At 22.3% G+C, this 22,185-nt stretch carries 21 protein-coding genes and 1 pseudogene; 9 read left to right on the forward strand and 13 right to left on the reverse strand.

All coding sequences use genetic code 11. The annotated features are described in order from the left end of the window. Together AB6A63_RS01690 and AB6A63_RS01695 are read right to left on the reverse strand one after the other, a co-directional pair. Positions 1 to 452: pseudogene (locus tag AB6A63_RS01690) on the reverse strand (hypothetical protein); the annotation flags it as partial. Between the two features lie 303 nt (positions 453 to 755). Then, a complete protein-coding gene (locus AB6A63_RS01695; protein WP_370430963.1) occupies positions 756 to 902 on the reverse strand; it encodes a hypothetical protein in 147 nt (48 codons plus the stop codon). 1,094 nt (positions 903 to 1,996) lie between these two features. Here AB6A63_RS01695 and glyA point away from each other — a divergent pair. The 7 genes from glyA to rsmG all read left to right on the forward strand — a co-directional run bounded on the left by glyA (position 1,997) and on the right by rsmG (position 8,026). Then, positions 1,997 to 3,235 (forward strand): serine hydroxymethyltransferase, encoded by a 1,239-nt coding sequence (gene glyA / locus AB6A63_RS01700; RefSeq protein ID WP_370430964.1) that lies wholly within the window; start codon positions 1,997 to 1,999, stop codon positions 3,233 to 3,235. A gap of 155 nt (positions 3,236 to 3,390) precedes the next feature. Continuing rightward, positions 3,391 to 3,609: a 50S ribosomal protein L31 gene (gene rpmE, locus AB6A63_RS01705; RefSeq protein ID WP_370430965.1), complete on the forward strand. Its 219-nt coding sequence runs from the start codon at positions 3,391 to 3,393 to the stop codon at positions 3,607 to 3,609. Between the two features lie 52 nt (positions 3,610 to 3,661). Continuing rightward, a complete protein-coding gene (locus AB6A63_RS01710) occupies positions 3,662 to 4,237 on the forward strand; it encodes a thymidine kinase (protein ID WP_370430966.1) in 576 nt (191 codons plus the stop codon). A 12-nt stretch (positions 4,238 to 4,249) separates the two neighbouring features. Further along, positions 4,250 to 4,708, forward strand: coding sequence for a nucleoside deaminase (locus AB6A63_RS01715; RefSeq protein WP_370430967.1), 459 nt, complete (start codon positions 4,250 to 4,252; stop codon positions 4,706 to 4,708). Positions 4,709 to 4,878: 170 nt separating this feature from the next. After that, entirely contained in the window at positions 4,879 to 5,499 is a 621-nt protein-coding gene (locus tag AB6A63_RS01720) for a hypothetical protein (RefSeq protein ID WP_370430968.1), read from the forward strand. Between the two features lie 39 nt (positions 5,500 to 5,538). Then, positions 5,539 to 7,395 (forward strand): tRNA uridine-5-carboxymethylaminomethyl(34) synthesis enzyme MnmG, encoded by a 1,857-nt coding sequence (mnmG, locus tag AB6A63_RS01725; protein ID WP_370430969.1) that lies wholly within the window; start codon positions 5,539 to 5,541, stop codon positions 7,393 to 7,395. Further along, positions 7,385 to 8,026 carry a 16S rRNA (guanine(527)-N(7))-methyltransferase RsmG gene (gene rsmG, locus AB6A63_RS01730; protein ID WP_370430970.1) on the forward strand — a complete coding sequence of 214 codons (642 nt, stop codon included), beginning with the start codon at positions 7,385 to 7,387 and terminating at the stop codon, positions 8,024 to 8,026. The genes mnmG and rsmG overlap by 11 nt, the downstream gene beginning before the upstream one ends. A 483-nt stretch (positions 8,027 to 8,509) precedes the next feature. Here the strand turns inward: rsmG and AB6A63_RS01735 are convergent, their stop codons facing one another. The 11 genes from AB6A63_RS01735 to AB6A63_RS01785 form a co-directional block, all read right to left on the reverse strand. Continuing rightward, positions 8,510 to 8,749, reverse strand: a complete 240-nt coding sequence (locus AB6A63_RS01735; protein WP_370430971.1) for a hypothetical protein — start codon at positions 8,747 to 8,749, stop codon at positions 8,510 to 8,512. A gap of 190 nt (positions 8,750 to 8,939) precedes the next feature. Then, a complete protein-coding gene (locus tag AB6A63_RS01740; RefSeq protein WP_370430972.1) occupies positions 8,940 to 9,566 on the reverse strand; it encodes a hypothetical protein in 627 nt (208 codons plus the stop codon). Positions 9,567 to 9,815: 249 nt separating this feature from the next. Continuing rightward, positions 9,816 to 9,971, reverse strand: coding sequence for a hypothetical protein (locus AB6A63_RS01745; protein WP_370430973.1), 156 nt, complete (start codon positions 9,969 to 9,971; stop codon positions 9,816 to 9,818). A 464-nt stretch (positions 9,972 to 10,435) separates the two neighbouring features. Further along, on the reverse strand, positions 10,436 to 11,224 hold the full coding sequence (locus AB6A63_RS01750) for an ABC transporter ATP-binding protein (RefSeq protein WP_370430974.1): 789 nt from the start codon (positions 11,222 to 11,224) through the stop codon (positions 10,436 to 10,438). Between the two features lie 5 nt (positions 11,225 to 11,229). After that, positions 11,230 to 12,297, reverse strand: coding sequence for an ABC transporter ATP-binding protein (locus AB6A63_RS01755; protein ID WP_370430975.1), 1,068 nt, complete (start codon positions 12,295 to 12,297; stop codon positions 11,230 to 11,232). An 81-nt stretch (positions 12,298 to 12,378) separates the two neighbouring features. Continuing rightward, on the reverse strand, positions 12,379 to 13,392 hold the full coding sequence (locus tag AB6A63_RS01760) for an ABC transporter permease (RefSeq protein WP_370430976.1): 1,014 nt from the start codon (positions 13,390 to 13,392) through the stop codon (positions 12,379 to 12,381). A 98-nt stretch (positions 13,393 to 13,490) separates the two neighbouring features. Then, positions 13,491 to 13,649: a hypothetical protein gene (locus tag AB6A63_RS01765; RefSeq protein WP_370430977.1), complete on the reverse strand. Its 159-nt coding sequence runs from the start codon at positions 13,647 to 13,649 to the stop codon at positions 13,491 to 13,493. Beyond that, entirely contained in the window at positions 13,642 to 14,607 is a 966-nt protein-coding gene (locus AB6A63_RS01770; RefSeq protein WP_370430978.1) for an ABC transporter permease, read from the reverse strand. The genes AB6A63_RS01765 and AB6A63_RS01770 overlap by 8 nt, the downstream gene beginning before the upstream one ends. Beyond that, positions 14,600 to 17,086 (reverse strand): ABC transporter substrate-binding protein, encoded by a 2,487-nt coding sequence (locus AB6A63_RS01775; protein ID WP_370430979.1) that lies wholly within the window; start codon positions 17,084 to 17,086, stop codon positions 14,600 to 14,602. Before AB6A63_RS01775 ends, AB6A63_RS01770 begins: the two co-directional genes overlap by 8 nt. Before the next feature lie 30 nt (positions 17,087 to 17,116). Beyond that, positions 17,117 to 17,419: a hypothetical protein gene (locus AB6A63_RS01780; protein ID WP_370430980.1), complete on the reverse strand. Its 303-nt coding sequence runs from the start codon at positions 17,417 to 17,419 to the stop codon at positions 17,117 to 17,119. Between the two features lie 713 nt (positions 17,420 to 18,132). Then, positions 18,133 to 19,044: a hypothetical protein gene (locus tag AB6A63_RS01785; protein ID WP_370430981.1), complete on the reverse strand. Its 912-nt coding sequence runs from the start codon at positions 19,042 to 19,044 to the stop codon at positions 18,133 to 18,135. A 672-nt stretch (positions 19,045 to 19,716) separates the two neighbouring features. On the opposite strand from AB6A63_RS01785, the gene AB6A63_RS01790 reads away from it, so the two are divergent. Further along, positions 19,717 to 20,805: an AAA family ATPase gene (locus AB6A63_RS01790; protein WP_370430982.1), complete on the forward strand. Its 1,089-nt coding sequence runs from the start codon at positions 19,717 to 19,719 to the stop codon at positions 20,803 to 20,805. A gap of 544 nt (positions 20,806 to 21,349) precedes the next feature. Then, a complete protein-coding gene (locus AB6A63_RS01795) occupies positions 21,350 to 22,006 on the forward strand; it encodes an adenylate kinase family protein (RefSeq protein WP_370430983.1) in 657 nt (218 codons plus the stop codon). The last annotated feature ends 179 nt before the right edge of the window (positions 22,007 to 22,185 follow it).

A 22,185-nucleotide genomic window follows, 5' to 3' on the forward strand; every position in this document is an offset into this window, starting at 1 on the left:
AAAAAAAAAAAAAAAAAAAAAAACTCATGAATAATATTTTTTTTCATTTGTAAAATATAGGATCTCGCGATATTGAAGCTGTACGGTATTACAAAAATATTTGTATTTGTTAAATTTGGGAGGGTTCTATATTTAGGGTTTAATCTTGTTATTTTATTGTGATAATTATTTTTATAAAAATGAATAACATGATTACGAAAATAAACAGGAATAATAAAGCCATCTTGGAAGAAATAAGCCACAAATACTTTATTTTTAATTAATAATTTCAAATCAAAAAATAAATCTAACGGGACACTCTTTTTCAAAAGATAATGATATAAATTTTGATTATCTTTCGTGGCTAAACCTAATTGAAATTTTTTATTTGTATCAAAACTAATTTTTCGGATTGCGTAAAGATAGTTTAAAGCCTCTTTATTTTTGTGTTTTCCTAAAAAATCAAAACTCATATTTTAGGTTATTTTTAATACTTTAGTTAAAATATATTTTTTATTCAATAAATATTATCTAATTTTTTTCTTAAAAGTTATTTTTTTACCTTTTAAGAAGTTTTTATTAATAAAAATAATAAGAGTAATTAAAATTAGTAAAATTTTATTATATAAAAAATATATTATAATCGTTTTTAATATTTTGTTTATTTTTTAAAAAAGCATAAAAAAGAGCTTCATATATTAAATATGAACTATTTTTTTTGTTTAAAATTATCAAAATGGTTGATTTATTCATTCGTAAGTTGTTTTAAAATTTCTTCATCTATTTTTGTTGTTATTCCTTTTTTTTATTGTTGTAGTATTTAAATATTTTTCATTCCATTTAATAGTTTTTTTAGTTGATTTTAGTTCTAAGTTTTTAGTTCTTAAACGGAAATAAGGCATTTTAAGTAAATTATATTTCAAAATAGTTCCCCAAAATTTTAAATCTTCTAAAAAACGATATAAAATACTATTTAATTTTTTAACTTTAGAGAAATAAGTTATAACTTCTCTTTTTTCTGCAGGAGTTAAATTAAGATTTAAAATTTTTTCTTGAACTGTTCGAGAATCAGCATTACAATTTTTATAACGTTCATTTGTATAATAATCATCAAAACCATATTTAAAAATAATAGGATGTAATTCTGGTTGATTAGTTAAAAGAAATTGATAATTTTTTTTAGATTCAGGCCAACAGCAGACTATTTTTCCTGTATTATCATAATTCGATTTAATTTCATCTTCATCTTCTGTAAATTGGAAGAATTCATCAACATGAAAATCCTTCTTTTTTAAATTATTAAAAAAAATATTTATATTTTAATATTTTTATTTTGTTTAAAAAATTATTTTTTTAAGTGTTGTTTTTTATTTATTTCCAAAAATAGGATTTAAATTAAAATTATTTTATTTATTAATTTTAGTTAAATTTTGAATATTTATTTTTTTTATAAAAAAAAGTTAATTGAAAAAATTTATTTAAATTATTTTTTTTATTAAATTGTTATTATTAGTAAGACAAAAAAAATTGACTAATTTTAAAAATTTTAATTATTTTAAACCATCTTAAGGAATTAAAAGAAAATTTTTTAAAAAAAAGTAGTTAAACTTTTTTCCAATTTAGTTAAACTTTTTTCCAATTTAGTTAAACTTTTTTCCAATTTAGTTAAACTTTTTTTAGAAAAAAATTTGATTATGAATAAAAAAAATAACTATTTTTTTAAAAAAAGCAAAAATAACTATTTTTTTTATGTTTTTTTATTTTTGAAATGTTAATTTTGTTTATTTTTTGATAAAAAAAATATACTAACTTTAACTTTTCCAATTTTTTAAAAAGAAAAAAAGAATATTTTTATATGTTTTTTGGTTATTTTTTAATAATTTTTTAAAAACTAGTATATTTTTATTTTTTTTGACTAAATTTTTTTTTATAAAGAAAAAAACTATATAAAAAAATATTAATATATAATTTTTCTATATAGTTTTTATTTTATTAATTTATTATTTAGAGGTAACTAATGAATCGTTTTGGAGAAAAAGTTTTTAAAATTATAGAAAAAGAAAGTGAAAGACAAGAAAACAATTTAGGTTTGATTGCTTCAGAAAATTTTGTTTCTAAAGCAGTTTTAAAAGCACAAGGAAGTATTTTAACTAATAAATATGCCGAAGGGTATATCGGAAAAAGATATTACAATGGTTGTGAATTCATTGATGAGATAGAAAGAATGGCGATTGAAAATCTTAAAAAGTTATTTAATGTTAAGTTCGCTAATGTTCAACCTCATTCCGGTTCACAAGCTAATATGGCTGTTTTTCAAGCTTTATTAGAACCTAATGATGTTATTTTAGGAATGTCTTTAAAAGAGGGAGGTCATTTAACTCATGGTTTTTCTTTAAATTTTTCAGGTAAATTTTTTCGTTCTTATAATTACGGTGTTTCTCCTGAAACTGAAATGATTGATTATGCAAAAGTTAGAGAAATAGCACTTGAAATAAAACCTAAATTAATTATTTGTGGTTCTTCTGCTTATTCTCGAGAAATTGATTTTAAAGAATTTAGAAAAATAGCGGATGAAGTTAATGCTTATTTATTAGCTGATATCGCTCATATAGCTGGTTTAATCGCTACTGGATTGCATAATTCTCCTTTTACAGCTGGAGCGGATGTTGTTACCTCAACTACACATAAAACTTTAAGAGGTCCTCGTGGAGGAATTATTTTAAGTAATAATGAAGAAATTATGAAAAAAATAGATAAAGCTGTTTTTCCAGGAACGCAAGGTGGTGCTTCTTATCATATTATAGCTGCTAAAGCAGTTGCTTTTGAAGAAGCTTCAAGTGAAGAATTTACTATTTATCAAAAACAAGTATTAAAAAATTCTCTTGCTTTAGCTAATACTTTAACTGATTTAGGTTATTACTTAGTCAGTAAAACAACAGATAATCATTTAGTTTTGATTAATATCAAAAAAAATCATCCTCATTTAAATGGTAAATTAGCTTCCGAAGTTTTACAAAAAGCTAATATTATTGTAAACAAAAACGTAATTCCTTTTGATAAAGAAAAACCTTTTTTCACTAGTGGAATCAGAATAGGAACACCAGCTATGACAACGAGAGGTTTCAAAGAAAAAGAATTTATAATGGTAGCGAATTTAATAGACAAAGTTTTAAAAAATTATAAAAATGAAGAAATTATTAACGAAGTTAAAGAAACGGTATTTTCTTTAACAAAAAAATTTCCTATTTTTAAATAAAATTAAAAAAAATAAATCATTTTTTAAATTTTCTTATTTTAAATGTTATAATTTTTATTGATGTATTTAACTAAATATTTTTTTGTTATTTAAAATATATAGTTTAAAAATAAAAAAATTTAAAGTGTTTGAAAAAATATTATTGAGGCTTTTTTATGAAAAAAAAAATAAAACAACCTGATTTTTCAACTGTTGAAGTAACTTGTGTTACTTGTGGTGAAAAACATCAAATCGGAACAACAGCAAAAAAAATCAAAATTGAAATTTGTTCTAATTGTCATTCTTTTTATACAGGAAAACAAGTTTTTGTAACTGTAGCTGGTCAAGTCGATAAATTTCATAAACGTTATGGAAAAAACAAAGACAAAAAATAAATTTAAAGTAATTTAATTTTATTTCAAAAGAATAAAAGGATATTTATCGAAAATGAATTTAAATAAAGAAGGTTTTATCGAAATTATTTGTGGTCCGATGTTTTCTGGAAAAACAACTAAATTAATTGAAAGAATTAAATTTTTTCAAAATCATAAAGCGAATATATTAGTTTTTAAACCGATAATTGATAATCGATATTCTAGCAAAAACGAATTAGTTACTCATAATTTCGAAACAATACCTTCTTTATTGGTAAACAAAAGTAAAGAAATTTTAAATTTTGTTAATAAAGAAATTGATGTTATATTTATTGATGAAGCACAATTTTTTGATGATGAAATTGAAAAAATTTTAAATAATTTATCTTATCAAGGAATTTATATTGTAGCGAGTGGATTAGAATTAGATTTTTGCGGAAGACCTTTTGGTTCGATGAATTATTTATTATCTATCGCTGATGAAGTTATTAAGTTAAAATCTTCTTGTGCTGTTTGCAGGAAAGAAGCTAGTCGAACACAAAGAATTGTTTATGGAAAAATTCCAAAATCAAGTGATCCTATCGTTTTAATTGGTGGAGAAAATTATCATGAACCTCGTTGTAGAAAATGTCATAAATTTATAAATTAATTTAAAAAAAATATGGAAAATAAACATTTTTATTTTATGAGAGAAGCTTTAAAAGAGGCTAAAAAATCTTTTTTTAAAAAAGAAGTTCCAGTTGGTGCTGTAGCTGTTTTAAATGATAAAATTATCGCTCGTTCACATAATAGTGTCGAAATAGAAAAAGTTTTTTTTGCTCATGCTGAATTTTTAATTTTAAAAAAATTAAATAAAAAGTTTCAAAGTTATAGATTAAATGATATAATAATTTACACTACTTTAGAACCTTGTGTTATGTGCACAGGTGCTTTAATTCAAACAAGAATTAAAAAAGTATATTATGGCGCTTTTAGTCCTAGATCGGGTTTTTTAAGTAAAACAAGTTTGTTTAAAAAAGATATTAAGTTTTTTCAAAAAATATCTTTTGAATCAGGTTTATTAAAAGAAGAAAGTGAATTTATTTTAAAAAAATTTTTCTTTCTTTTAAGAAATAAATAGTTTTTAATAAAAAAATCTCTTTAAAAATCATCAATCAACATGAAAAAAATGAATCTGGTTAGAACTTGAGTGGAGCAGCCATAAGTTTTGATTGTGTGTGGTTGGTGATTTTTAAAGAGATTTTTTTATTAGAAAAAAAGGTAAAAAAATGAAGAAAAAAAAGATATTAAATGATTAATTTTTTAAAAAAGAGGATACTGAGAAAATCTTTTTTTTCTTTTATTTTTAATTCAGCTCAAGGAACTCCTTTCCGTGAGGAGACATATCAAATTAACGGAGAAGAAACAAAAATCGAATTTTTCACTTTAGAACAAAGTAAATATAATTTTGATTTTTTAGAAATGAAACAATATATTGTTTGGAGTTTTTTAGATAATCATTATAGAGTTTTTGTTTATGAACCTTATTATCAAAAATTTGAAGTTTTATATCAAAAAGAAATTAATATTATTTATATATCTTTTTTAGAAGAATTATTTTTAAAAAAACGTTCTGAAACAATAAAAAAAAATATAATTTTTTCTTTTTTATTGTTTGTATTTTCGTTATTTTATTTTTTAGGATCATTTAGAGAGAATTTTTTATTCTATTTATTTTTTATTATTTTTTTTATTATTTTTTTTCTTTTTTTGAATATTAAACAAAAAAAAAATTTAGAAAAAAACAAAAAAGAATTATTTCAAAAAATGATTAAAAAAGTTAAATTATTTTTAGGCAAAAAAACTTTTAACGATGTTTCCGAAAAACAAAAAGAATATTTTTATTCGTTACAAATAAAAAAAGAAGAGTAAATTGTTTTTATTTAAAAAAACAAGGAGAAAATTTAAAAAATGAATTTTGAAGGTATTATTATCGGCGGTGGACACGCAGGAGTAGAAGCCGCTTTATCTTTTGCAAAAAAACATAAAACACTTTTGATTACAGGAAATTTAAAAAACGTTGCTTTTTTACCTTGTAATCCTTCTATTGGCGGTCCAGCTAAAGGAGTTGTTGTTAGAGAAATAGACGCTTTAGGAGGAATCATGGGAAAAGCTGCTGATTTATCCCAAATTCAAATAAAAATGTTGAATACTTCTAAAGGAGTAGCTGTTAGAAGTTTAAGAATGCAAATAGATAAAGTCAAATATCCTAAAGTTGTTTTACAAATGTTAAAAAAAAGTCCTAATTTAACTTTATTAGAGGATTTTGTCGAAAGTCTTGTAATAGAAGAAAATAAAGTAAAAGGAGTTAAATCAACTAGTGGAACAGTTATTAATTCTCAAATCGTTATTTTAACTACTGGAACTTATTTATCTAGTAATATTTTAATCGGTGATAAAAAAATTGTTTCTGGACCTAATAATTTACCTACTACTTTCGGTATTAGTCAACAATTAAGAAAACATAATTTTCAAATTATTCGTTTAAAAACTGGAACTCCGCCAAGAGTTAAAAAAGATACTATTGATTATAGTCAAACTCAAATTCAAACAGGAGATAATATCTTACAAACTTTTAGTTCTCCTTCAGTTATTAAAGAATTAGGAACTCAAGAACCTTGTTATTTAGTACATACTAATTCAGAAACTCATGAATTGATTAAAAAAAATCTAAATAGATCTTCTATGTATGGTGGTTATTCTGAAGGAAAAGGACCACGTTACTGTCCTTCCATCGAAGATAAAGTTGTTAGATTTTATGATAAAAAACAACATCAAATTTTTATTGAACCAGAAAGTTTAGAAATGGACGAAATGTATTTACAAGGACTTTCAACAAGTATGCCAGAAGAAGTACAAAAAGAAATTTTAAAAACAATACCAGCTTTAAAAAACGCTGAAATAACAAAATACGCTTACGCTATTGAATACGACGCTTTTAATCCTAATCAGTTAAAATATAATTTAGAAACCAAAAAAATTGAAAATTTATTTTTCGCTGGTCAAATTAATGGAACAAGTGGTTACGAAGAAGCAGCTTGTCAAGGTTTAATAGCTGGAATTAACGCTAGTTTAAAATTAGAAAATAAAGAAAGTTTAATTTTAAAAAGAAACGAAGCATATATCGGAGTTTTAATTGATGATTTAATTAACAAAGGTGCTGAAGAACCTTATCGTTTATTAACTTCAAGATCTGAATTTCGTTTGCTTTTAAGACATGATAACGCTGATTTAAGATTGACTCATTATGGATACAAAGCAGGTTTAATCGACAAAGATGTTTATGATAAAGTAGAAAAAAAACGCAAAGATATTGAAAATTTAAAAGAAGAATTAAAAAAAATTGTTATTTATCCTAACGAAACAAATTTAAATTATCTTAAAAAAGAATATAATTCTATTATTAAAGAAAAAACAAGTTTATATCAATTATTAAAAAGAACAGAAATAAATATGAATATTATAAATTTTTTTATTGATAAAAAATATGAAAAAGATGTGTTAGAACAAACAGAAATTCAAATTAAATATGAAGATTATATTTTAAAAGCTGAAAAAGAAGTTCAAAAAAATTTAAATTTTGAAAATAAAAAAATTCCTTCTGAAGTTCAATACAAAGACATTAATAATTTGTCAATGGAAGCTAAAGAAAAATTAACATTAATTAAACCTACTAATTTAGGTCAAGCATCTAGAATTTCAGGTGTTAATCCAGTTGATATTTCTATTTTAAATGTTTATTTACAGAGATATAAAAATGTTATTTAATCAATTATTAAAAGAAAATTTTGATTTAAACAAAACACAGTTAAAAAAATTTGAAAAATATTATTTTTTCTTAAATGAATATAATAAAAAAATAAACTTAACTTCTTTAATATCTGAAAAAGATGTTTATTTAAAACATTTTTATGATTCTTTGTCTATTTCTAAAATAGTTGATTTTCAAAAAATAAATATTTTATGTGATTTAGGAACCGGAGCAGGTTTTCCAGGAGTTCCTTTAAAAATTTTATATCCTAATTTAAGAGTTGTTTTAATCGAATCTTCAAGTAAAAAAGCGACTTTTTTAAAATTATTAATCGAACATTTGGATTTAAACAACATTTTTGTTGTAAAAGATAAAATCGAAAATCATTCTCAAAAATATAATTTTGTTATTGTGAGAGCTTTAGGAAAATTAGAATTAATTTTAAAATTAGCTTCTTTAGTGACCACAAATAAAGGTCAATTCATCGCTATGAAAGGACCTAATTACGAAGAAGAATTAAAAAATGTAAAAGAAACACATCAATTTCAATTAAAAGATAAGTTTTTTTTACTTTTGCCAGAAGAAGCAGGAAAAAGAGTTAATTTATTATTTCAAAAAAATAATAAAAAAAATAAAAATTTTTTATAAATTTTTTTATTTTCATAAATTAAATCATATTTAAAAAAATCTTAAATACTTATGTTTTTGATATTTTTTTGTTTTTATATATTCTTTTATATTTTTGAAAGTTTTTTAAAAATACAATAAATAGAATAATTATTTATTTTTATGTCAAAAAAAAAAAAAAAAAAAAAACTTATTATTAAATTTTTTTAATAAATAAGTTTAGTTTTAATGATTTAGTAATTAATAGAATTTTTTATAAAGTTTTAATTAATTAAGTTATTTAAAAAATCTTCTATTTCTTCTGATTTTAAAATAAAAAAATTATTTTTTTTATTTAAATTTTTTAATTCTGACATTTTTTTTATTATAATAATCGCCGTCACAAACAAATAAAATTTTTATGTTTGGCTATAAAATTTTGTCCTTGTGTGGAAGCAGCTAAAATAGCCTTTTTGATATCATTTTTTTGATTGTCCTGTGCTCCACCAGATTGTTTAGTATAAATTATATAAAAAACAAAAAAACAACAGGTAAATTGTAATATTTAAAACTAAAATCCATTTGTTTAGGTAAATCCGCTTTTTGAAATTCTTTTATATCTTTTTGATTTTTTATTTCTTGATTAACGATATAAACACCATTTTTTCTGTCTAAAAATTTTAAATTTTTAACACCTTTGATGTTTTTTAAAAAATTACCAAATATTTTTTCATAAAAATTTTGTTTTGAAGGATCTGTAAACAAACCAAGCTTTTAAAAAAATATTTTCTTTAATTGATTTTTTAACTTCTGTTTCGTTAAAACCAAATTTTTGACAAAAATTTTTAATTTTAAAAATAACTTTTTCATCTTAAATATTAAAATTTTCAAAATTTTTAGCTAATTTGCGTAAATATTCTTTATTATAATTGAGAACTGACAATTTTATTTCCTTTTAACTATTTAAATTTTCAACTTCTAAAAAAGCTTGAGTTATGATTTGACTAGCTAAGGTAAAATCTAATCGACGTCTTCTTTGTTTTAAACTATTATTTCCTTTAAAAGGGGTCAAAAGAACATCTTCGGTTTTTTGGCGAAAATCATTTAAGATTTTATTAGCTTTTTCAATTGTTTGAGTTATTTTTTGAGAAGTTAAAGTATTTAAAATATTGCTATTAATAACTGTAATAGCACGAGAAGAAATTTTAACATTTTTTAAATCATAAGATAAATTAGCTTTATTAATAAATTTAATTTTTTTTTGAAGATTAGTAGAATCGACACCTAATAAAGCGATAGCTCCTAAAATATCATTAAATTTTAAAGATTTTAAAAAATCATTTTTAATTTGAATCAAATTTTTGAATTTTAATAAATCTTTTAATAAACCAATTTTTTTATCATTTTTATAAATGATTTGTTGTTCGTTTTTTTGACCATTGAAACATACAACACAAATAGGTATAGTGGCATCTTCAAAAGGATTAGATTCAATAATAACAATTCTATTAATATTATTTTTGTTAAACTTACTATTAATAAAAGTTTCTGGAACAATAGCTATTCCAGTTTTTTGAGTCATTATCATTTTTTCAAGAGCTATTAAATAAAGATCAGAGTGAAGAGAATTTTTAAAATATTTTTCGTAAATTCGTTCGTATTTTTTCTTTCAACAACTATTTTTAGATAAATAAGGAGGATTAGTAGCTAAGAAATAAGATTTATTTTTTTGACAAATAATTTCTTTTAAAGAGTCATTTATTTTCCAATTAGTAAATTTATTATCGATATCTAATCCTTGAAATTTTAAATTACGATAATTTTTGTTTAATTATTCTTTTAAAAAATTTAAAATATCACCTTCGCCAGCGAATGGATCAAGAATGATATTGTTTGATTTCATGTTATCTTTTAAAAATTCTTTTACAGGTTCATTAAACCAAATACTTTTCCGTGTATAAAATTGACCTAATTCCTTTTTTTTCATTTATAGCTCCGCATATTTATCTTATGGCAAAAATAATTTTTTTTAATTTTAAAAATTTAAAACTATTTATAATAAAAAATTGTTCTAATTTATTTTAGATATTTTTTTTAATTTTTTTACAAATCATTTTTTAATATTAATCAAAAAATAGTTTTGATTAAGAAAAAATAAATCAAAGCGTTTATTACTTTTATATTAACATAAAAAAAGTAAAACATAAATAAAATAATTTTAAATTATTATTTTAAAAGGTTTCGAATTTCTATATTTATTATCCCTTTTATCACATTAAACATAAAAAAACAAATTGTTAATATTATTCAACAGTTTGTTTTTTTATGTTTAGAGAACGTTAAACCATTCTTTTTGAAATGATAATTTAAATTTTCTTTGATAAGGATTAAAATAAATTTTTCTTGGATATGGAATTTATTATAATTTTAATTTTTTTAAATCTCAAAATTTTAAAGTAAAGAGTCTTTTAATAATTGTTTAGTATAAGGATGAATAGCGTTTTTAAATATATTTTCGGAAGTCCCTTGTTCTACAATTTCGCCACGATACATTACAATTAAACGATCACAAAAATATTTTACAATTGATAAATCATGAGAAACAAAGATAATTGTTAATCCTAATTTTTCTTTTAAATCATTTAAAAGATTAAGAATTTGAGCTTGAATAGAAACATCTAAGGCAGATACTGGTTCGTCAGCGATAATAATTTTGGGTTCAATAATCAAAGCACGAGCGATGACGATTCTTTGTTTTTGTCCTCCTGAAAATTCATGAGGATAACGAGGTAAATCATATTCTTTTAGTCCTACTAAAGAAAGAATTTTTTTTACTTTTTCATCTCTGATATCTTTTGTTTTTATTCCTTGGTAAATCAATCCTTCTTCAATTAAATTTTGACAATTCATACGAGGATTAAGAGCAGAATCTGGATTTTGAAAAATCATTTGGATTTCTTTTAAATTTTTTTTATCTTTAATATTTTTTAAATTTTTTTTAATTCCTTGTTCGATAAAATATTTATTTTCTTCTTGATGTAAAATAATATCTCCAGAAGTAGGTTTTAAAATTCCTGATAGAATTTTTCCTAAAGTTGTTTTTCCGCTCCCGGATTCACCTACAATACCAAAAATTTCTCCCTGATGAACTTTAAAAGAAATATCTTTTAAACCTTGAAATTTATTAGAAAAAATATGTGAAACGTGGTTAACTTCTAAAATAACTTTTTTATCATTCATTAATGTTATACAAAACCACCTTTCCTTTTTAATTTTAAAATCAAAGGAGGAATTTCAATTTTAGGAGCAAATTCATGCAATAACCAAGTAGCAGCATAATGAGTAGAAGAAACAGAAAACATTGGAGGTTGTTTTTCGAAATCAATTTTTAAAGCATAAGGATTTCTAAAAGCATAAGCGTCAGCTTCAATTGGTTTATTTAAAATAATTGGAGTTCCTTCGATAGTTGTTAATTTTTCTCCTTTTTTACTAAAACGAGGCATAGATTGCAAAAGGGCCCAAGTATAAGGGTGTTGACTATTGTAAAAAATTTCTTTATTTGTTCCATGTTCGACTATTTTTACAGCATAAATAACAGCAATCCTATCAGAAATATATTTTACTACATCTAAATCATGAGAAATAAAAATAACAGCCATATTTGTCTTTTTTTGAATTTTTTTAATTAAATCAAGAATCTTTTTTTGAACACTTACATCTAAAGCCGTAGTTGGCTCATCACAAATCAAAACTTTTGATTGATTTGCGAGAGCAATCGCGATTACAATTCTTTGACAAAGTCCTCCAGATAACTGATGTGGAAATTGATAATATCTTTTTTCAGGATTGTTTATCCCAACTTCCTTCATTAATTTAAAAACTTTGTCTTTTAATTCTTTTGTTTTTAATTTTTTATTTCTTAATTTTAAACTTTCTTTGATTTGATGACCTATTTTCAACAAAGGATTTAAACTAGAAATAGGATTTTGAAAAATAATTGAAATTTCATTTCCTCGGATTTTGTTAAAATTTTTATCTTTTGATTTAGTTAAATCAATTTTTTCTTGTTTTTCAGGCAAGTTTGAATCTTGTTTATTATAAAAAATAGAACCGTTTTCTAAGACAGCATTTGAAGGCAAAAGACCTGTCAAAGCTTTAGAAATAACGCTTTTACCACTTCCTGATTCACCAACTAAACCTAATATTTCATTTTGATAAAGCGATAAATCAAGCCCTCGCAAAGCATAAATTAAATTATTTTTAATTTTGAAATGGATTTTCAAATTAATTATTTCTAAAACTTTTGTGTCCAAAACTGAAATCTCCTGTTCTAAATTTAGATTCACTTATTTCTTTTACAAAAAAAAATATTCAAAAAATTTTTCATTTTTTTATCATGAATTATCTTTTGGTTCAAAGGATTCTCTTAAGTTGTTTCCTAAAATATTAAACGCAAACATTAATATAATTAAATATGATATTGGAAAAATTAACAAATAAGAAAAAGAGTGAATTTTACTAAAACTTTTATCAAGTAATTCTCCGATACTAGAAATTCCTTCAGGATATTTAATAATACCAGTAAAACTATAAACAGATTCAACAAGAATAAAAGAAGGAATTGATAAAGCGAAACTAGTTACCATTAAGCCTATAATGTTAGGGAAAATATGTTTGAACATAATACGAAAATCTGAAGCTCCTAACATACGTGCAGAAACAACATATTCTTTGTTTTTGTATCGATAAAATTGTGATCTAGTGTAATAAAAAGAACTTATCCAACCTTTAATTAAAAAAACTAAAGCGATATTCCAAAAAGAAAATCCTATTTTTAACATAAAAACTATCATCAGAGAAATAAAAGGAAGTAAACTTAAATATTGAACAAAACTATTTATTATTAAATCGATTATACCGCCATAATAACCACATAAACTTCCGATACAAACACCAATAAATAAAGTAGATAAAGAAACTATTAAAGCTAATGATAAAGAAACGCGAGAACCTTTCCAAAGTTCAGTAAATAAATCGTTTCCTTCTTCGGTTGTGACAAAATAAAAATAAGTTTTGTTTGGGTTTTTATTAAAGGTATATAAAAACATATTTACTTTTACTTTATATAAATTATTAGGTAAAGGTGTTTGTTCGATAATACTTTTAGTTTCTTGAGCTTTTTCAACTTCTTTTTGTGTAAAAGTTTGCGAAATTAAAGAGTTTTTGTATTCTCTATATAAATAAGCATCTAAAATAACTACTTGTTTATCATCTTTTTTTTCTTTTATTTTTTTAATGATATTAGGGTTATTTTTTTGAATAGTGTCAATATCGTTTTGATATAATTCTTCTTTTTTAGTCCCGTCAAAAATTCCTATTTTTTCTAAAAGAGGGATTTTAGGAGGCAAAAATTTGATTAATTCTTTTTCTTTTTGTTGGATGTTTTTTGGTAAAGGATTTATATAAGGACCAAAAACAGTAAGAAGTAAGATAATTCCTATAATAATTAAAATAAATTTAGTTTTTTTTTATGTAAAAAACGATACCAAACATTTCGATAATAACCAATTATTTTTTTATTTGGGGTCGTTTCTGTTTTGTTTTTTTTGATATTATTAGAAGTTGGCAGTTCTGAGGCAAAAGTAAAATCATCTGGATTAAACATTTTCATTTTTTTTACCCCCAACTTTTATTCTCGGATCTAAGAGACGATAAGATAAATCTCCTATAATACTAGAAATTAAACTAACCAAAGTATAAAAAACAAAAACTAACATTAAAAGAGGTTGATCTTGTGAGTTAAATCCTTCAAGTAGTAATCTTCCTGAACCATCAACAGAAAATATTTTTTCAATTAAAAAACTTCCAGTAATTAATCCCGTAATTTCAGCAAGCAATACAGGAGCATAAGGGACTAAAGAATTTTTTAATGCATGACGGTTAATTGTTTGACCAAAAGAAAGGCCTTTAGAACGAGCTAAAAGAAAATAATCTTTATTAGTTTGTTCAATTAATTCCGCTTTAATACGGCGAATATAAAAAACCATATTTAATACAACCATTATCAAAAGAGGTAATAAATAAGAATAAACTCCAAACAAAAAACCCTTTTCTTGCCATTCTAAAGGAGTTGCAACTTGATAAGGAAACCAATTAAAAATATGAACGAAAAAAAATTGAGCTAAAATAGCGATCACTAGTGTTCCTAAAGTCATAATCATAATTGTAAAAAAACTAATAAAATGATCTAAATAAGAATTTTTTCGGTTTACTGATAAAATAGCTAAAAAAATACCTAAAGGAACAGATAATAAAGTTGGAATTAAATTCATTTTAATTGTTAAAGGTATTTTGTTTTTTACAACATCATAGACATTTTGGTTTCTCTTTAAAGAAAAACCAAAATCTCCATGTAAAGAATTATTGCTCCACTGAAAAAATTGTTTTATAATCGGTTTATTATATCCTTCTTTTTCTAAAATATTATTCCAAGTGATATCATCCATTAAAGGGGGTTGCATTGGTTTGGTAATTGACATTTTAACTAAAACAAAACAACTAAAAACTACTAAAATAAAAGATAACAAAGCAAAAAAACATCTTTTTAAAAAGTACTTAAACATAATCAGGATCTGTAGTTAGATTCGAGTAATAGTCAGGTCCGGTTCCCCAAAAAGGACTAAAATTAGGCCATTGAAATTTCATATTTTTATAAACAGTAGCTCCTTTAGATATACTAATTGGGATAACTGGTAAATTGTCTAATGTTACTTTTTCTAAAGTAGCGTAAATATGAGTTAAAGTTTGATCTTTATGTTCGGAATATCTAGAAGCATTTTTAAGAGTAGCTTCAAAAAAATGTTTAAATTGTTTGATTGTTCCTTTCCATTTTCCTGAGTTTTCTACTCCTGGGATATTTATTTTATTAGTAATATTTTTAGTATTATCATTTTTGTTATCAGTATTTTCAGAATCAATATCAGCATCAAAACCATTAATAAATTTTTGATACCATTCTTGTTTAGTATTTTGGCTATCTAAATCAGTTTTTAACTGAGAAAAATCTAATTCTATTTCTTTTTTATCCATACCAAAACCAACTCCAAAACTCCATTGTGGTTCATCAGATTCTAAATTCATCAATAAATAACCGGTAGTATCAGAACTTCCTACGGGGTGAAAAAATATATCATATTTATGAATCATAATATATTCTTTAACGTAAAGATTCCAATTTTCTACTTCATTAATATTAATTTTAATTTTTATACCTTCTTGATTAAAGCAATTTTCAAATTGATCTTTTAAAAATTTAGCTAATGATACTTTTCTAAGTTGCATTTTATAAATAGGGAAATTAATATTAATTGGTGCTTGTTTTAAAGAATCAGGTAATCTGTTATAAGCTGTTTTAAACAATTCATAAGCTAATTTAGGATTAAATCCTTTAGTTTCTGGTGATAAATTTTTAATATTTTGTATATGGGTGTCCACAGTGTTGTAACTAGGAACAACTGGTTCACCAAACATAGAAGTAATTTCAGGTAAATAAGTTAAATTACCTTCTTCTAAAGAATTAACCATATTAGAAATATCGTTTCTGTTGATAGAATAAAATAAAGCTTTTCTAAAATCTAGATCATTTATTAAAGGGTGAAATAAGTTTGGCTCATCTCTTTTTTGTTTTTGGTTATTATTGTTTAACGCTAAAACATTTCTTGAGTCAACAGGAACAACTTGAATTAATGGGTTATTTTTGTACTGTTGAAAAATTTCATCATCTTCTAAAGGAAGAGAGTTCAATTTTTGATCTTTAAACATTGATTGGTAAGTTGCCTTTTCGTTGATTATTCTAACAGAAACCGCTTTGAAAGGATTTTTTTGTTTATTAAAATGCTGATAGTTTTTATTGAAAACAAATTTTTGATTTGGGCTCCATTCTTTAATTACAAAATGACCATAACTTTGGAAAGGATGTTTTTGAGTACCATAAGAGTTTTGAGTTTTTTCGTTATTTACAAAAGCTTTGTCATATGCTACAGGTGGAACTAATTTTACACTATTTAGATTATTTATTACATCATGTAAGCTTTTGGCTGATTCAAACTCTAATGTAAAAGTTAACGGATCTTCAGGTTGGTTCTTAATTCCTACTTCTTGGAAGTCAATTGTATTTTCTGGCTTTTGTGAGTAATATTTTTGAGCATTTTTAAGACCTAAATAATTTGCACTAAAAATATTTTCTGCTCTCATATGTTTAACCTGGGGATCTAGTTGTTGTTTAATAGTATATTGTAAAGTAGCAGCATTAATAGGCTCTCCGTTTTCAAATTGTAAACCATCTTTAAAAGTAAGCTCAATCTTGTTTACTGATATATTTTTACTTTTTTCATAATAAGCATTACCAAATAATCCATTTAATTCTTGATGTTGTGGTAATTGTTTTAATATTCCTAAAGTAAATTTAGGTTTTAAAACACTAGTTGATAATTCTCCCGGTGTGTTTGGTGTTCTTTTTCCTACTTCATTTGGTTCTTGACTAAACTTAGAAAAATCATTAACAAATTTAGCATGACCTTTTTGAATAGCTTGTTCCCAATCAATTTCTGTATTTATAAATAAACTAGTTAAACGACTTAAAAAACCACTTTGAGCTGTATCATTCGCATCAAAAGGATTAATATGCTCTACATTAGCTTTTTGAAATTCCTTCATGGTTTCGTTATCACTATGATTAATATTCTTAGAGTTTTTTGGTTCTAAGTAAGCATGTAGAATTATGTCTTCGTTAATTTCATTAGAAAACTTCTTATCTTTTGTTCTTAAGTCTCTTTCTTCTGGTGTCCCGAATTCATTAGGTTCTAAGATGTTTTCTCCACCAAAACCGAATCTAAACCAACCACAAAAATTAAAATCGTTTGAAGTTGTTTTTTCTAATGAATCAATTTTTTCTTTAATTTTGTTAGTTGGAGTATCTTTTGGAACCACTAAAGCTTTGACTTTTGTTCCTTTTTTAGAATTAAAAGATACTATTTTTTTATCTTGCGCTAAATCCAGAGGAAATAACGATAAATCACTATTAACTGTTTCATAATTAGGCAAAAAATCATCTATTCTTTGTTGATTATCTATTTAATTATTTCTGTTTTTGACCCATCTATTAGCGTTTTTTAATTCTTCAAATGATTGTTTATTTGTAGGATCATCTGTTATTTTGGTATTTTTTTTAATTTTTAATTGTTTAACTAATTTTCCAGATGCATCATGTAAATTTACTTTAAATGTGTTTTTTTTGTTTGAAAAAACAAAATAAAGAGTAATAGAAGTAATTAATAATAAAATAATCAATGCTCCGATTATAATTTTTTTGCGACCCAAATTAGAAAAAAATGTTTTTATTTTGTTTGGTTTAGGGTTATTTGGATTACGAGACATACATATTATTCCTTTTTATTTTTTATTTTTAAATCATATTAAAACTTTGCTTCAACCGTATTAAAAAAATTTTAAATTTTTTTATCATCTCCTTTTATTAATAAAAAGTGATAAATATAAAATAATTTTTTATTTCTTTTCAAAAATAAATGATAATTTATTGTGTTTTTGTTCGATGTTTAGAGTTATAAAAAAAACTAATATTTACTTAATTATTAGTTAATGTTAGTATACACAAAAAAAAAAAAAAACAAGTTTAAGCATATTTTTTTAAAATTTTTAAAAAACGAATATGAATAAATATATTTTTTTGATTTTTTGTTAATTTATTAAATTTATTTATATCTTAAAAATAAATAAGGTATAAAAATGCTTAAACCAAAAAAAATAAAAACTATTAAAGTTCTTTTTAATTCAAAGCATTTATTAAAAAAATTCAATCAAATAAATTTTTGAATATTTGTTTTATTGAATTTAATATTAAAAAAAAAAAAAAAACAAATTGTTAAATAATTTTAACAGTTTGTTTTTTTTAAAAAAATGTGTTTAAAGGGATAAGAAAAATTTAAAAATGTGGAACAATTAATAAATAATATTTTAAATTTTTTTTGTTTCTTTTAAATATTGAATTATTCAAAATCATGTTTTTAATTAAAAAAATTCATATATTTATTTATTGTATGTTTTTAAAAAATTAAAAATCAATTTTATCTTTACTCAATTATACTGTCTTTGTCATTAGCTCTTATCATTTTGTCTCTTGGTAACACAGTACCAATAAAAAATTTTATATTTTTTCTTTTGAAAGAAAAAAGATAAATTTGGTTAGCTCCGTTGGATAATTTTAATAAATCGTATATATTATTTTTGTCTAAAGTCTGTAATATTCTGAATCCTTTATTGAAATAAACAATTTCAATTTTTTGATTATTGAAAATGTTAAAATATGGTATCGGCGCTACTGTTCCTTTTTTAGGAGCTATATTATAATGTCCTAATTTAATAAAAATATTGTCTGAATTAGAAATTATATTTTTTTGTTTTAAAAAATTATTTATTATATTTGGGATATCTTTTTCATTATCTATTTCTAATTCCACTAATTCTGTTTGATAATTTTCTTTTTTAATTTCTGTTTCTTTTTGATCCCAAAACACAAAAGCTTCTGAAATAGAAACATCATTTTCTAAAATTTCTTCTAATGTATAAAAATTGTTTTTTGATGGATATTTTTCTTTAAAAATATTATATCTATATTTTAAATAGACTCCTATTAATCCTTTGGGAGGATTGCGGAAAGAATAAATGAGATTTTTTTCTTCAGGGGCGTTATAACAAGGAATTTGACTATTGAAATAATTAATTTGATCATTAAATTCTTTTAAAAAAACATTAATATTATTTGGTTCTAAAATATAAATATCATGTTTGATTGTTTTAGGTTGGGTTTCTAACCATTCTTTTTTTATATTTTTGTAATCAGGAAGATGAACTGGCATTTGAATACGTTTATGAAAATAATTATAACCTAAAACAAAATTAAAAGATAAATTGGAATAAATTAAAAAAAATATTAATAAGATAAATAGATTTTGAAATTTTGAATATTTTTCTTTAATTCTCAAAAATACACCTTTTTTTCTTTATTTTATTTTTTTATTTATTATTATATATACATTATTTCATATTGAATGTGTTTTAAATAAAAAATAATATTGAATTTAGTTTAAATATTTGTTTTTTTGTTCTTTATTTTAAATATGTATTTGATTTTTTAAAAATAAATTTTAAAAAATAATTAATTTGGAACGATTTATTTTTATTATGTTATGTTTTTTTCTAAAAAAAACATTCTTTTTTTAATATGACGAAATAATTGTTTCGATAATCTCTCTTTTTTATTGAATATAATTAATTTCGTTAAAAAAATATTTTTATTTTTAATATTTTTAAATATACTAAAATTAAAAGAATCAAAAAAATAAATAAAAAAATATAAAAATCAAGTTTTTAGAAGCTAAAACGATTTAAAAATAGTTTATTAAATATTTTTTTTATCGATTTTTATATTAAAAAATGAACTTTTTTTGGTTAATTTGATGCCAAAAATGTTAAAATATTTAATCAAATAATAAAAAAAGATTATTAAAATGAGTAAAAAAAATTTATTGGAAAAACGAAAGAATTGAGAGAAATTCAAAACTATATCGATTCTCCGGAATCTCATTTAGGTATTTTATATGGGGTTCGAAGGGTAGAAAAAACTAGTATTTTAAAACAATTGTTGAAAAAAAATCGTGGTATTTATATATTCTGCGGACGTTTCTGGATTGGAAAATAATTTAAAACTTTTAAGTGAAAAAATCGCTATTTTTTTTGGAGAATCTAATTATATTTTTCCAGATTTTTATCAGTTGTTTATTTATTTCAAGAAACAAAATTCCAGAAGAAAAAAAACAATCTTGGTAATAGATGAGTGTTCGTATTTAGCAGACGCAAGTCCTGAAATTAATTTTATTTTCCAAAAAATTGTTGACGAATATTTAGATAATTCTAATATTAAAATTATTTTAGTTGGAAACCATTTAGGGATCGTGAAATCTTTACAAAAATATGATAATCCCTTATATCAAAGGATATCGTTTCAAAAACAAATTCTTCCTTTTGATTATTTAGAAACTTCTGCATTTTATCCCGATTTAACTTCTGTAGAAAAAATTAAATTTTATAGTGTTTTCGGCGTTATGCCTTTTGTTTTAAATAAAATAAATCCAAAAAAAGATTTAAAGAAAAATATTAGTGAGATTTATTTCCAAAATGATGATATTTTGAATACTGATGTAATAAATATTTTAGGTCATGAAAATAAAAGAATTAATTCTTATGTTCCTATTTTAAAATTTATCGCTGGGAAAAATAGACAAATTAAAGATATTTCTTCTTATACCCAAAAACCTACTTCTGTTATTTTGCCTTTAATTAATAACTTATTAGAGATGGAAATTTTAAAAAAAGAAGTTTCTTTTGGCGAAAATTCGCTTTCTCCTAAAAAAACTAATTATTCTTTTAAAGATCCTTATTTTAATTTTTGTTATTATTTTTTAAGAAATAAATTATCAGAATTTGTCATTTTAGATCATGAAACATTTTTTAAAAATTATATTAAATATAGTTTAGAACCTTTCATTATATTAACATTTAAAAAAATTTGTCAAACATTTTTAAAGGAATATCATCATACAAAAGCTATTCAAGTCAGTCGTTATTGGGATAATAATTATAAATCGAAAGAAAATATAGAAATTGATATTGTTTTAGAACAACTAAATAATAAATTAATTTTTTTGAGTGTGAATTCGCTCCTAATCCTATTGGAGATAGCGTAATAGAATATTTTACACATCGCGCTGAAATCTTAAAAACAAAAAATCCTCTGTTTTCTAAAAAAGAAATTAAATTTGGTTTTTTTCTTTTAACGGTTTTCGAAATCATATTTATGATACAGAATATTTATTATTTACACCTGATGATTTATATAAAATAAAAAAATGATTTATAATAAATTTTGTTAAAAGAGAAATTCAAAATATATCAATAAGATGAAAATATTATTTTTTTTAATTTATGATATTTTTGTTTAATTACTAAAATGACGTTTTTTGTTTCTAGATTGTATCTAAATTTTCAAATATTTATGAATTGATTTCGGCATGTATCTGCGATATTTCGAGCATGTTATTTTATTTTTTATTCCAAATTCAAATTTTATATGGTATATATATTATATATAGGATAAATTGCTAAATGGTTTCTTTTAGATATAGGTTAAATACTTTTTTTGTTTTTTTTAATTTTAATTTTCAAAATTTCATTTGGATTTAAAATAGAATCTAATAAAAAAATTATTCATGAATACAAAGGTGAAGAAAAGTGAATATAATAATACTGCTAGGACCTCCGGCTTCGGGTAAGGGTACTCAATCTTTAATTTTGTCTAAACTTTTAGATATTCATCATATTTCGATAGGTGATATTTTTCGTAAAAATTATAAAAATAAAACTAAATTAGGATTACTTGTTAATAATTTTATCAAAAAAGGTCTTTTGGTAACTGATGATATAACTAATTCTATGATAAGTGATTTTTTAACTCAAGAAAAAATAAACAAAGGAATTATTCTTGATGGTTACCCACGTAATATTAATCAAGGTAGATTTTTAACAGAAGAATTACAAAAAAAAAATGTAAATTTAACAAAAGTTTTTTATTTTAATGTGGCTGAAAAATTATTAGAAAAAAGAATTATGGGAAGAATGATTTGTCCACAATGTGGCGAGATTTACCATAAAGAAACAAAATTACCTCAAAAACATGGTTTTTGTGATAATGATAATAATGCTCTTATCCAAAGACAAGACGATAACATTGATGTTTTTAATCAACGTTTATTGGTTTATAAAAAAGAAACTTTACCATTAGTAGAATATTACAAACAAATGAATAAAATTTTTGAGATTAAAGTAGATGATACTCATAAATCTATTCAGGATATTACCGCTATAATGTTAAAAGAATTGCAAAAATAATATTTTTTCATGTTCTTTTTCTTCCTATTTATGGATAAATAGGAAGAAAAAGAACTAATGTATATTTATACTTAAAAAAAGAAAAATTTTTTTAGAAAGTTTTCCGCAAATGAAAATAATAAAAAAAATATTATCAAATATTTTTTTTATATTAATAATTTTTTTTTGCTTTTTTTTAT

This window comes from 'Camptotheca acuminata' phytoplasma, assembly GCF_041276565.1.
In the GTDB taxonomy this organism is placed as follows: domain Bacteria; phylum Bacillota_I; class Bacilli_A; order Acholeplasmatales; family Acholeplasmataceae; genus Phytoplasma.

Excerpts from the sequence above, each read along its gene's own strand:
- glyA (WP_370430964.1), top strand. The coding sequence starts at position 1,997 with ATGAATCGTTTTGGAGAAAAAGTTTTTAAAATTATAGAAAAAGAAAGT.
- rpmE (WP_370430965.1), top strand. The coding sequence starts at position 3,391 with ATGAAAAAAAAAATAAAACAACCTGATTTTTCAACTGTTGAAGTAACT.
- AB6A63_RS01710 (WP_370430966.1), top strand. The coding sequence starts at position 3,662 with ATGAATTTAAATAAAGAAGGTTTTATCGAAATTATTTGTGGTCCGATG.
- AB6A63_RS01715 (WP_370430967.1), top strand. The coding sequence starts at position 4,250 with ATGGAAAATAAACATTTTTATTTTATGAGAGAAGCTTTAAAAGAGGCT.
- AB6A63_RS01720 (WP_370430968.1), top strand. The coding sequence starts at position 4,879 with ATGATTAATTTTTTAAAAAAGAGGATACTGAGAAAATCTTTTTTTTCT.
- mnmG (WP_370430969.1), top strand. The coding sequence starts at position 5,539 with ATGAATTTTGAAGGTATTATTATCGGCGGTGGACACGCAGGAGTAGAA.
- rsmG (WP_370430970.1), top strand. The coding sequence starts at position 7,385 with ATGTTATTTAATCAATTATTAAAAGAAAATTTTGATTTAAACAAAACA.
- AB6A63_RS01740 (WP_370430972.1), bottom strand. The coding sequence starts at position 9,566 with ATGACTCAAAAAACTGGAATAGCTATTGTTCCAGAAACTTTTATTAAT.
- AB6A63_RS01745 (WP_370430973.1), bottom strand. The coding sequence starts at position 9,971 with ATGAAAAAAAAGGAATTAGGTCAATTTTATACACGGAAAAGTATTTGG.
- AB6A63_RS01750 (WP_370430974.1), bottom strand. The coding sequence starts at position 11,224 with ATGAATGATAAAAAAGTTATTTTAGAAGTTAACCACGTTTCACATATT.
- AB6A63_RS01765 (WP_370430977.1), bottom strand. The coding sequence starts at position 13,649 with ATGTTTAATCCAGATGATTTTACTTTTGCCTCAGAACTGCCAACTTCT.
- AB6A63_RS01770 (WP_370430978.1), bottom strand. The coding sequence starts at position 14,607 with ATGTTTAAGTACTTTTTAAAAAGATGTTTTTTTGCTTTGTTATCTTTT.
- AB6A63_RS01780 (WP_370430980.1), bottom strand. The coding sequence starts at position 17,419 with ATGTCTCGTAATCCAAATAACCCTAAACCAAACAAAATAAAAACATTT.